The 10,331-nt window shown below is 70.9% G+C and carries 13 protein-coding genes and 1 pseudogene; 8 read left to right on the top strand and 6 right to left on the bottom strand.

All coding sequences use genetic code 11. The annotated features are described in order from the left end of the window. Positions 1-311 (bottom strand): annotated as a pseudogene (locus KBY90_RS06020) (2-amino-4-hydroxy-6-hydroxymethyldihydropteridine diphosphokinase); the annotation flags it as partial. 23 nt (positions 312-334) lie between these two features. Here KBY90_RS06020 and bchD point away from each other — a divergent pair. Continuing rightward, a complete protein-coding gene (bchD, locus tag KBY90_RS06015) occupies positions 335-2,494 on the top strand; it encodes a magnesium chelatase ATPase subunit D (RefSeq protein WP_254967563.1) in 2,160 nt (719 codons plus the stop codon). On the opposite strand, the gene KBY90_RS06010 is transcribed toward bchD, so the two are convergent. Both KBY90_RS06010 and KBY90_RS06005 read right to left on the bottom strand, forming a co-directional pair. Continuing rightward, on the bottom strand, positions 2,481-3,527 hold the full coding sequence (locus KBY90_RS06010) for an MlaD family protein (protein ID WP_254967561.1): 1,047 nt from the start codon (positions 3,525-3,527) through the stop codon (positions 2,481-2,483). The genes bchD and KBY90_RS06010 overlap by 14 nt on opposite strands. A 3-nt stretch (positions 3,528-3,530) precedes the next feature. Next, the gene (locus KBY90_RS06005) at positions 3,531-4,274 is read right to left on the bottom strand and encodes an ABC transporter ATP-binding protein (RefSeq protein ID WP_254967587.1); all 744 of its coding nucleotides are present in this window, start codon (positions 4,272-4,274) and stop codon (positions 3,531-3,533) included. A 284-nt stretch (positions 4,275-4,558) separates the two neighbouring features. Here KBY90_RS06005 and yvcK point away from each other — a divergent pair, with 284 nt between their 5' ends. Then, positions 4,559-5,929, top strand: coding sequence for a gluconeogenesis factor YvcK family protein (yvcK, locus tag KBY90_RS06000; protein ID WP_254967559.1), 1,371 nt, complete (start codon positions 4,559-4,561; stop codon positions 5,927-5,929). On the opposite strand, the gene KBY90_RS05995 is transcribed toward yvcK, so the two are convergent. The 3 genes from KBY90_RS05995 to ndhC all read right to left on the bottom strand — a co-directional run bounded on the left by KBY90_RS05995 (position 5,923) and on the right by ndhC (position 7,786). Continuing rightward, positions 5,923-6,498 carry an NAD(P)H-quinone oxidoreductase subunit J gene (locus KBY90_RS05995; protein ID WP_254967558.1) on the bottom strand — a complete coding sequence of 192 codons (576 nt, stop codon included), beginning with the start codon at positions 6,496-6,498 and terminating at the stop codon, positions 5,923-5,925. The genes yvcK and KBY90_RS05995 overlap by 7 nt on opposite strands. 4 nt (positions 6,499-6,502) lie before the next feature. After that, positions 6,503-7,303 (bottom strand): NADH-quinone oxidoreductase subunit NuoB, encoded by an 801-nt coding sequence (nuoB, locus tag KBY90_RS05990; RefSeq protein ID WP_254967556.1) that lies wholly within the window; start codon positions 7,301-7,303, stop codon positions 6,503-6,505. 120 nt (positions 7,304-7,423) lie between these two features. Further along, the gene (gene ndhC / locus KBY90_RS05985) at positions 7,424-7,786 is read right to left on the bottom strand and encodes a photosynthetic/respiratory NAD(P)H-quinone oxidoreductase subunit C (RefSeq protein WP_254967555.1); all 363 of its coding nucleotides are present in this window, start codon (positions 7,784-7,786) and stop codon (positions 7,424-7,426) included. A gap of 74 nt (positions 7,787-7,860) precedes the next feature. Here ndhC and KBY90_RS05980 point away from each other — a divergent pair, with 74 nt between their 5' ends. From KBY90_RS05980 to KBY90_RS05955, 6 genes are all read left to right on the top strand, one after another. After that, positions 7,861-8,253 carry a rubredoxin gene (locus KBY90_RS05980; protein WP_396122544.1) on the top strand — a complete coding sequence of 131 codons (393 nt, stop codon included), beginning with the start codon at positions 7,861-7,863 and terminating at the stop codon, positions 8,251-8,253. A gap of 23 nt (positions 8,254-8,276) precedes the next feature. Continuing rightward, the gene (locus KBY90_RS05975) at positions 8,277-9,272 is read left to right on the top strand and encodes a photosynthesis system II assembly factor Ycf48 (RefSeq protein WP_254967585.1); all 996 of its coding nucleotides are present in this window, start codon (positions 8,277-8,279) and stop codon (positions 9,270-9,272) included. Positions 9,273-9,379: 107 nt separating this feature from the next. Next, on the top strand, positions 9,380-9,628 hold the full coding sequence (gene psbE / locus KBY90_RS05970; RefSeq protein WP_254967554.1) for a cytochrome b559 subunit alpha: 249 nt from the start codon (positions 9,380-9,382) through the stop codon (positions 9,626-9,628). Positions 9,629-9,634: 6 nt separating this feature from the next. Then, on the top strand, positions 9,635-9,775 hold the full coding sequence (gene psbF / locus KBY90_RS05965) for a cytochrome b559 subunit beta (protein WP_254967553.1): 141 nt from the start codon (positions 9,635-9,637) through the stop codon (positions 9,773-9,775). Positions 9,776-9,800: 25 nt separating this feature from the next. Beyond that, positions 9,801-9,920: a photosystem II reaction center protein L gene (locus KBY90_RS05960; RefSeq protein ID WP_186697418.1), complete on the top strand. Its 120-nt coding sequence runs from the start codon at positions 9,801-9,803 to the stop codon at positions 9,918-9,920. An 18-nt stretch (positions 9,921-9,938) separates the two neighbouring features. Then, the gene (locus KBY90_RS05955; RefSeq protein ID WP_254967552.1) at positions 9,939-10,139 is read left to right on the top strand and encodes a photosystem II reaction center protein J; all 201 of its coding nucleotides are present in this window, start codon (positions 9,939-9,941) and stop codon (positions 10,137-10,139) included. Positions 10,140-10,331: the final 192 nt, after the last annotated feature.

Raw genomic sequence — 10,331 nt, 5'->3', positions numbered from 1 at the left:
AGGGCCGCGCCTGGCGTTGCCCGCCTGGCCTCGCTCACCAGCACGACGGCTTTGTGGTAGTCGGGCTGGCCGGGGGGGCCTCCCACCGGCGCCGTGCGAAACAGCGGCGACCAGCGCACGGCCGTGCGCACCTCCGCGCCCGGTTCCAGCAGCTGGCGCTCTACCAGCTGCTCCAGCAGCGGCCGCACCGCCAGCAGCGTGGCGAGGGGCGGGCCGGCGGGGCTGGGCAGGTTGGCCCCCAGGGCGATCGCCAGGCTGGCGTGGGGCGCTTCCCCGGCCGCTCCGGCCTGATCAGCGAGACTGGCGCGCACGACCCAGGGCCCGGACCTCCCCCATGGTTGCAAGCGGAACCGCCACCTCTGGCGCGGCCTCCAGCGCCGCCAGCCGTGCCTTCCCGCTGGCGGCGATCACCGGCCACGGCACGCTCAAGCTGGCGCTGCTGCTGGCGGCGGTGGACCCGGGCCTGGGCGGGGTGGTGATCGCCGGCGGCCGGGGCACCGGCAAATCCGTGCTGGCCCGTGGGCTGCATGCCCTGCTGCCGCCGATCGACGTGCTCGATCTGGGCACGCCAACCACCGCCGGCCCCACCCCGGGCCAGCCGGCGCCGGCGGGCCTCAACATCGACCCCCAGCGCCCTGAGGAGTGGGACGAGGCCACCCGCCGGCGGCTCACCGAGCTGGGGGCGGACCCCACCGGCAACGACCCCAATGCCCTGCTGCCCACCCGGGTGATCCCGGCGCCGTTCGTGCAGGTGCCCCTGGGCATCACCGAAGACCGGCTGGTGGGTTCAGTGGATGTGGCGGCCTCGCTGGCCAGCGGCCAGGCCGTGTTCCAGCCGGGCCTGCTGGCTGAGGCGCACCGGGGCGTGCTCTATGTGGATGAGCTCAACCTGCTCGACGACAACATCACCAACCTGCTGCTGGCGGCGGTGGGCAGCGGCGAGAACCGGATCGAGCGCGAGGGCCTGAGCCTTTCCCACCCCTGCCGCTGCCTGCTGATCGCCACCTTCAACCCCGAGGAGGGGGCGGTGCGCGATCACCTGCTCGATCGCTTCGCCATCTGCCTCTCGGCCAACCAGGTGCTGGAGCTGGAGCAGCGGGTGGAGATCAGCCGCGCCGCCATCGAGCACGCCGAAACCAGCGACCGCTTCCGGGCCAGGTGGCAGGAGGAGAGCGACGCCCTGGCCACCCAGCTGCTGCTGGCGCGCCAGTGGCTGCCGGATGTGCAGATCTCCCGCGAGCAGATCGCCTATCTGGTGAACGAGGCCCTGCGGGGCGGGGTGGAAGGCCACCGCAGCGAGCTCTATGCGGTGCGGGTGGCCCGCGCCCATGCGGCGCTGAGCGGCCGCGACCGGGTGGAGGCCGACGACCTGCAGGTGGCCGTGCGACTGGTGATCGCCCCCCGCGCCTCCCAGCTGCCGCCCCCCGACCCCGAGCAGCCCCTGGAGCCGCCGCCACCGCCGCCGCCCCAGGGCGAGCAGCCCCCTGAAGATCCCGAGCCGCCCGAGAACGAGCAGGACCCCGACGACGACTCCGAAGACGACAGCGACGAGCCCGACGACCAGGACGACGACACCCCCGAGGATCAGGCGCCGCCCCAGGTGCCCGAGGAGTTTCTGCTCGATCCCGAGGCCGTGGCGATCGACCCCGACCTGCTGCTGTTCGGCGCCGCAAAGGCCAGGAGCGGCGGCAGCGGCAGCCGGGCCGTGGTGTTCAGCGATTCCCGCGGCCGCTATGTGAAGCCGATGCTGCCCCGCGGCCCGGTGAAGCGCATCGCCGTGGACGCCACCCTGCGGGCGGCGGCGCCTTACCAGAAATCCCGCCGCCAGCGGGAGCCCCACCGCAAGGTGGTGGTGGAAGACGGCGACCTGCGCGCCAAGCAGCTGCAGCGCAAGGCCGGCGCCCTGGTGATCTTCCTGGTGGATGCCAGCGGTTCGATGGCCCTCAACCGCATGCAGAGCGCCAAGGGCGCCGTGATCCGCCTGCTCACCGAGGCCTACGAAAACCGCGACGAGGTGGCCCTGATCCCCTTCCGCGGCGAGCAGGCCGAGGTGCTGCTGCCCCCCACCCGCTCGATCACCGCCGCCCGCCGGCGTCTCGAATCGATGCCCTGCGGCGGCGGCTCACCCCTGGCCCACGGCCTCTCCCAGGCCGCCCGGGTGGGCGCCAACGCCCTGGCCACCGGCGATCTCGGCCAGGTGGTGGTGGTGGCGATCACCGATGGCCGCGGCAATGTGCCCCTCAGCCGCTCCCTGGGCCAGCCCGAGCTGGAGGGCGAGGAGCCGGTGGACCTCAAGGAGGAGGTGAAGCAGGTGGCCAGCCGCTACCGGGCCCTGGGCATCAAGCTGCTGGTGATCGACACCGAGCGCAAGTTCATCGGCAGCGGCATGGGCAAGGACCTGGCGGAGGCCGCCGGCGGCAAATACGTGCGGCTGCCCAAGGCCAGCGATCAGGCGATTGCGGCGATCGCCATGGAGGCGATCAGCGGGGTGTGACCGTGGAACCGGCCGCGCCGCCGCGGCCCGGTTTGCGGGGTGATCCGGCGCCGGACTTCTGGGTTTCACCTTCCGGCGCGGGCGCCGCCTGGCCTTTGGCCCGCTCCCGCGCGGCGTCGGTCTGGGCGGGATAGAGCTCTTCGAAGAACTGGCCCAGCCCCACGGCCACGCTGCGCAACCCGTTCATGAAGTTCGGATCGGCGGTGAGCTGCTGCACATCGCCCCCCACCGCCCGCCACTGGGCCGTGAGCCGCTCGGCGTTCGCCACCGTCTGCTGCAGGTCGGCCACCATCTGGGGATCGTCGAGCCGGGCCATCAGTTCACGCAGCTGGGCGGAGCTGGCATTGAGGTTGGCGATCGTGGGCTGGGCGTCCTGCACGGAGCCCTCCAGGCTGTTCACCAGCGACTCGCCCTGGCGCAGCAGGGCGGTGCCGTCCTTCACCATGCTGCGCCCATCCGCCAGGAAGGCATCGGCCTGCTTCGCGGTGGCCTGCACACTGGTGGCCACCCCCGCCACCTTGCTCATCAGCTGCTGCTCATCGGCCTGGCTCAGCAGGTCGTACAGCATCGTGGTGACACTGGCCAGGCTGGCGCCCTGGCTGCCGCTGATGGTGGCCCCGTCGCAGAGCATGAGCTTGCGATCGCAGTCACGCGAGCGGGGACTGGGAGCGTCGGCGGGCAAGGGCTCCCCCCGGCTCACCAGGGCCACCTGGGCCTCCCCCCCCAGCAGCGACACCTGGCCGATCTCCGCCATGGTGGGCTGGGCCAGGCGGATCGACGGGTTGGTGATCTCCAGCTGGGCGATCACCGCGTCCGGTGCGATCTGCACGGCGCGCACGCTGCCCACCACCACGCCGCGGAACACCACCGGCGAACGCACCGCCAGGCCGCTGGCCTCGCTGAAGCGGGCCTCCACCGTCCAGAACTGGCGGGTGAGCGACAGGCCCCGCAGCCAGAGACTCAGGCCGACGGCGCTGGTGATGGCCGCCAGCAGCGAGAAGCCCACGATCGCCTCACGCACGGAGCGGCGCATCGATCAGGTCTCCGCAGGCTGGATGGGCCCCTGGAGGCTACCGCTGCGGAACTGCACCACATAGGGATTGTCCGTGCGCCTGTAGCTCTCCAGGTCGCCCTGCCAGCGGAAGCGGCCGTCGTAGAGCAGCACCACCCGCTCAGCGGTGCGTTCGATGGTGCTGTGCACATGGCTCACCACCACGGAGCTGGCACCGGCCAGATCCGTGGTGCGCACGATCAGGTCCTCGATGCGGGTGCAGGCCACCGGGTCGAGTCCCGCGGTGGGCTCGTCGAAGAGCAGCAGCGGCATGCGGTCGGCCGGCTGGCTCGGGTCCTGGATCAGGGCGCGGGCGAAGCTCACGCGTTTCTGCATGCCGCCGCTCAGTTCACCGGGCATCCGGTCCTCGATGCCGCCCAGACCGACAGCCTCCAGCGCCCGACGCACCTGCTCGCGGATCTCCGCCGCGCTGAGCCGGCTGAAGCGGTGCAGCAGGAAGCCCACGTTCTGCTCCACCGTCAGCGACCCCAGCAGGGCCGGGTTCTGGAACACCAGCCGCACATCCGGCGGGTGATGCTGATCCAGACGCAGGTAGCGCTGCTGCTCCCCATGCAGCATCACGGCGCCACGGCTGGGCAGCAGCAGACCGGCCAGCAGGCGCAGGATCGTGGACTTGCCCGATCCCGACGGCCCCACCACCACCAGCTGCTCGCCCTGCCGCAGGCTGAGGTTCACCGCGTCGAGCACGCGGTTCTCCCCCCACTGCATGGTCACGTCGTGGAGCTCCGCCAGGGGCGTGGACGGCTGGTCCAGGGCGGTGAGCCGCGGCGGTTCCCATCCTGGCAGGACTGCACCGGCCCGGCCCGCGACTCCCCCTAGAGTTCCTGCGCCACGGCCTGTTCCGTCTCGCCAACCCGGCCCGCCCTTCCGGCCAACCCGCTTTCGGCCAGCCCTTGTCTTCATCCGCGTCGCCCTCACCACCGCGTCGGCTGAGACGATCCCGATCCCGGCCCAGCTGGGTGGGCCGCGGCGATCGGCGTCAGCGCGACCTGATGAGCCGCTCCCGCCGGGCGGTGCGCTGGCTGCAGCCCGGCCTGGTGGTGAAACGCTGGATCCTCACCTCCGGCCTGGGCCTGGTGATCGCCCTGCTGGGGGCCGCCGTCTGGGCCGATCTGCAGCCGATCTACTGGACCCTGGCCGGTATCCAGTGGCTGCTGCAGAGCATCACCCGGGTGCTGCCGCGGGAGATCACGGGCCCTCTGGTGCTGGCGATCGGCGCCGGCCTGATCTGGCTGGGCCAGAGCCGCAGCTTCGGCACGATCCAGAAGGCCCTCGCTCCCGACCGCGACACCCTGCTGGTGGACGCGCTGGCGGCCCAGGGGCGGCTCAACCGGGGCCCGAGCATCGTGGCGATCGGCGGCGGCACGGGGCTCTCCACCCTGCTCAGCGGCCTCAAGCGCTACAGCTCCAACCTCACCGCCATCGTCACCGTGGCGGATGACGGCGGCAGCAGCGGCGTGCTGCGGCGCGAGCTGGGGGTGCAGCCTCCCGGCGACATCCGCAACTGCCTGGCCGCCCTCGCCCGGGAGGAGCCGCTGCTCACCCGGCTGTTCCAGTACCGCTTCCCGGCCGGCACCGGGCTGGAGGGCCACAGCTTCGGCAACCTCTTCCTCACGGCCCTCACCGCCATCACCGGCAGCCTCGAGGCCGCGATCACCGCCAGCAGTCGCGTGCTGGCGGTGCAGGGTCAGGTGGTGCCGGCCACCAACGCCGATGTGCGGCTCTGGGCCGAACTCGAGAACGGCGAGCGGATCGAGGGCGAATCGCGCATCGGCCACGCCTCCAGCCCGATCGTGCGCCTGGGCTGCCTGCCGGAGCGACCCCCGGCCCTGCCGCGGGCGATCGAGGCGATCGCCCACGCCGACCTGATCGTGCTCGGGCCCGGCAGTCTCTACACGTCCCTGCTGCCCAACCTGCTGGTGCCGGACCTGGTGGAGGCCATCGCCCGCAGCAAGGCCCCGCGGCTCTACATCTGCAATCTGATGACCCAGCCGGGGGAAACCGACCGCCTGGATGTGGAGGGTCACCTGCGGGCCATCGAGGCCCAGCTGGCCAGTCTCGGCGTGGAGAAGCGGCTGTTCACGGCCGTGCTTGCCCAGGAAGCCCTGCCCGAGACGGAGCTGCTGGTGCATTACCGCCGCAAGGGTGCCGAACCGGTCACCTGCGATTCCCGTCGTCTGCGCCGTCAGGGCTATGCGGTGATGGAAGCCCCGCTCCACGGCGGTCGTCCCACCGCCACCCTGCGTCACGATCCCCGCAGTCTGGCCCTGGCGGTGATGCGCTTCTACCGCAACACCCGCAGCCGCCAGGCGCCTCCCTGGTCACCGCCCTCGGCCCAACCGGCCGCAGCCGACGCTCAGTAGGCGTCCTGCATCTCGTAGAAGTCGGGCTGCACGTAGTCCTTGCGCAGCGGCCAGCCCTTCCAGTCCTCCGGCATCAGCAGCCGCTTGGGATGGGGATGGCCTTCGAAGCGGATGCCGAACATGTCGAAGGTCTCCCGCTCCTGCCAGTCGGCGCCGCGGAACAGGCCGTAGAGGGTGGGGATGGTGAGGTCGCCGTCGCGATCCAGGAACACCTTGAGGCGCACCTCCTGGGGCTTCACCTCGGCATCGAGGTGCTGCACGCCGAGGCTCGCATCGGCCAGCGAGCCCAGCTTCACCAGGTGGTAGAAGCTCACCAGCCGGCCGCCCGGGCCCTCGTCGTAACCGCCCTGGCACTGCAGGTAATCGAAGCCGTCCGCCTTGAGGGCGGTTGCCAGCAGCGGCAGGAAGGCCGGTTCCACGCCGATCACCTCCACCCCCAGGTGGTCCGGTGGCAGCAGCTGGTGTTCGAAGCCCTGGCTGCTCAGCCAGCGGCTCACAGGCCCGGCGACCGGTGCGTCCTGGGTGGCGGGCTTGGCCCCGGCCGGCACGGGGGTGGTGTCCTCAGGCATCGGATCAGCTGCTCGGGGTTGCGTCGGTGGCGGGGCTGGCGTTCACCACAGCCCCACTCTCGGCGGCCAGGGCACCGAGGGGCAGGGAGGCCGCTGCGGCCAGGGCGGCCTGCTGGGTTTCGGCGCGCAGGTAGCGGCCGTCGACGATCGGTTCGGTGGGCACCAACCGGTGCGGCACGGTGCAGTAGCGGTGCGTGGGCAGCAGGTTGCCCCGCTCCGCCAGGGCTTCGTTGCCCACCTTCTTGCGCAGCTTGATCACCGCGTCGAAGATCGCCTCCGGCCGCGGCGGGCAGCCCGGCAGGTAAAGGTCCACCGGGATCAGCTTGTCCACACCGCGCACCGCCGTGGTGGAGTCGGCGCTGAACATGCCGCCGGTGATCGTGCAGGCCCCCATGGCGATCACGTACTTGGGTTCGGGCATCTGCTCGTAGAGCCGCACCAGCGCCGGCGCCATCTTCATGGTCACGGTGCCGGCCACGATGATCAGATCCGCCTGGCGGGGACTGGAGCGGGGCACCAGGCCGAAGCGGTCGAAGTCGAAGCGGGAGCCGATCAGGGCGGCGAACTCGATGAAGCAGCAGGCGGTGCCGTAGAGCAGCGGCCAGAGGCTGCTCAGCCGGGCCCAGTTGTGGATGTCATCGAGGGTGGTGAGGATCACGTTCTCGGAGAGATCCGAGGTCACCGTGGGGGCTCCCACCGGGCCGCAGCTGGCGGCGCGCAGATCCTTCAGCGCCTGGATCGACGGGGCGTCCCCCGTGCCGGGGCTGCCCAGGGTGGTATTGGCAGGTGGGCTGGGGGGGGTCATCGGCATCGACGCGGCGGATCGGGGTGCGGACTGCGCGACCGCGAGGAAGGAGCGGGACGGTGGGGGCAGGCTAGGTGCGGTGAGGCGACTTCTGGCTGAGCGCCCAGGGCCCGCGCTGGCTCAGCTCCATTCCAGCGCGCCCTTGCGCCAGGCGTAGGCCAGTGCCACCACCAGGATGGCGATGAACACCAGGGCCTCGATGAAGGCCAGCAGACCGAGACGGTGGAAGGCCACCGCCCAGGGATAGAGGAACACGGTCTCCACGTCGAAGATCACGAAGACCAGCGCAAACATGTAATAACGGATGTTGAACTGGATCCAGGCCCCACCGATCGGCTCCATGCCGGACTCGTAGGTGAGCTCCCGCTCTCCCCGGCGGCTGCGCGGCGCCAGCAGCTTGTTGGCCACGATCGCCAGCACGGGCACGGCGGCCGAGATCAGCAGAAAGCCGAGAAAGGCGTCGTAGCCGGAGAGCACGAACATCGGGCGGGCCCAAGCTGGGCGGCAGTCTGGCATCCACGGCGCTACCTAGAGTTGCCCCGCCGCGCCCGACTCCGGTGACCGACGAGCAGCTCCCAGGCAGCACCCCTCCCGTCGCGGCGGGCGACGACACCACCACGGCGCTGGCCGACGACCCCGCCAGCCACCGCTTCGAGTGCCGCAGCTGCGGCTACGTCTACGACCCCGCCGAGGGCGTGAAGAAGGTGGGGATCGAACCGGGAACACCCTTTCTGGAGCTCGATCCGGCCGGCTTCCGCTGCCCCGTGTGCCGCAGCCGCAAGGCCGCCTTCCAGGACATCGGTCCCCGCAGCAAGCCCAGCGGCTTCGAGGAGAACCTCAACTACGGGCTCGGCGTGAACCGGCTCACCCCCGGTCAGAAGAATGTGCTGATCTTCGGTGGCTTCGCCCTGGCCATCGCCTTTTTCCTGTCCCTCTACTCCCTGCGCTGATGAACCCCGTCCGATCCGTATCGCTGCGGCGCCTGCTCTCGCCGCTGCTCAGCCTGATGGTGGTGATCGGCCTCGGTCTGGGCCTGGGCGGCTGCGTCACCACCGGGTTGCCGCAGGCTGAGAGCAGCCCCTGGCAGCCGGTGCCCTTGGCCACCCGCTCGAATCCCCTGGCGGTGGCCTTCGCCGACGAACACCACGGCTTTCTGGTGGGCAGCAACCGGCTGATCCTGGAAACCGCCGATGGCGGCGCCAGCTGGGAGGAGCGGGCCCTCGACCTGCCGGTGGAAGAGAACTTCCGCCTGATCAGCATCGACTTCGACGGCCAGGAAGGCTGGATCGCCGGCCAGCCCGGGCTGCTGCTGCACAGCACTGACGGCGGCAGCAACTGGAGCCGGCTGTTCCTGGACACCAAGCTCCCGGGTGAGCCTTACCTGATCACCGCCCTGGGGCGTGGCCGGGCCGAACTGGCCACCAATGTGGGCGCGATCTACGACACCAGCGACGGCGGCAACAGCTGGCAGGCCCGGGTGGAGGATGCCGCCGGAGCCGTGCGCGAGCTGCGCCGCAGCCCCGAGGGCCGCTACGTGAGCGTGAGCAGTCTCGGCAACTTCTTCTCCACCTGGGATCCCGGCCAGGCCACCTGGCAGGTGCACCAGCGGGTGAGCAGCCAGCGGCTGCAGTCGATGGGCTTCCAGCCCGACGGCGCCCTGTGGATGGTGGCCCGCGGCGCCCAGCTGCGCTTCGCCCCCGATCCGGCCGATCCGGAGACCTGGGGCAAGGCCATCATCCCGATCACCAACGGCTACGGCTACCTGGACATGGCCTGGGATCCCCAGGGCTCGATCTGGACCGGTGGCGGCAGCGGCACCCTGCTGGTGAGCGACGACGGCGGCGCCAGCTGGCGCCGGGATCCGGTGGGGGAGCGTGAGCCCTCCAACTTCACCCGCATCGTCTTCACCGCGGACGGCAAGGGCTTCGTGCTCGGGGAGCGCGGCTCCCTGCTGCGCTGGGTGGGCTGAGCCGCCGGCGCTGCGAACTCCCCGCCAACTTCTGTAACCAAGGGCCGGCGCCGCTCCCGTGGCTTCAGGCCCTGCCCCTAGGATCGTCGGGCTGAACGCTCGTCGCCATGGCTGCCGGCTCCACCGGAGAACGCCCGTTCTTCGAAATCATCACCAGCATCCGCTACTGGGTGATCCACGCGGTCACGCTGCCCGCCATCTTCCTGGCCGGATTCCTGTTCGTCTCCACCGGTCTGGCCTACGACGCCTTCGGCACGCCCCGCCCTGACGCCTACTTCCAGCTCCAGGAAAGCAAGGCTCCCGTGGTGAGCGAGCGCTACGAGGGCAGGAGCCAGCTCGACCTGCGCCTGAAATAACCCGCCATGACCCAGTCTCCCGCCACCTCCACCACGCCGCGCAACTACCCGATCTTCACGGTGCGCTGGCTGGCGGTTCATGCCCTCGGCATCCCCACGGTGTTCTTCCTGGGCGCCCTGGCCGCCATGCAATTCATCCGCCGCTGATCCCCCGACGCCGAACGCCATGGGTCTGCAACGCAATCCCAATCCCAACAATCTCCCGGTCGAGCTCAACCGCACCAGCCTCTATCTGGGGCTGCTGCTGGTGTTCGTCACCGGCGTGCTGTTCACCAGCTACTTCTTCAACTGACCTCCAGGAGCGCACCCGATGAGCGGCAAGAAATCCACCCTGCCTGACGGCCGGATCCCCGATCGCCTCCCGGACGGCCGCCCCGCGGTCGCCTGGCGCTCCCGCTGGACCGAAGGCGTGCTGCCCCTCTGGCTCGTGGCCACCGCCGGCGGCATGGCCGTGATCTTCGTTGTGGGCCTGTTCTTCTACGGCTCCTACGCCGGTGTCGGTTCCGCCTGATTCCGCCACCAGCGCGTGCGGCCGGGGCCCGCAGCAGGCCTGGATGACGCCCCCGGCCTGGATGATGCCCCCGTCAGCGCTCCGCTGAAGCTGCTGCAGCCACTGGCCAAGGCCCGGAAATGGCATTGCTGTTTCCGGGCCTGCTGCTGTTTGCGCGCCCTGCACTGCATCCCCGACTGCGCCCCGTGAAGA

Origin of the sequence: Cyanobium sp. CH-040 (assembly GCF_024346135.1) — a bacterium.
Taxonomy (GTDB): Bacteria; Cyanobacteriota; Cyanobacteriia; order PCC-6307; family Cyanobiaceae; genus NIES-981.
This window is presented reverse-complemented; position numbering and strand designations above follow the sequence as displayed.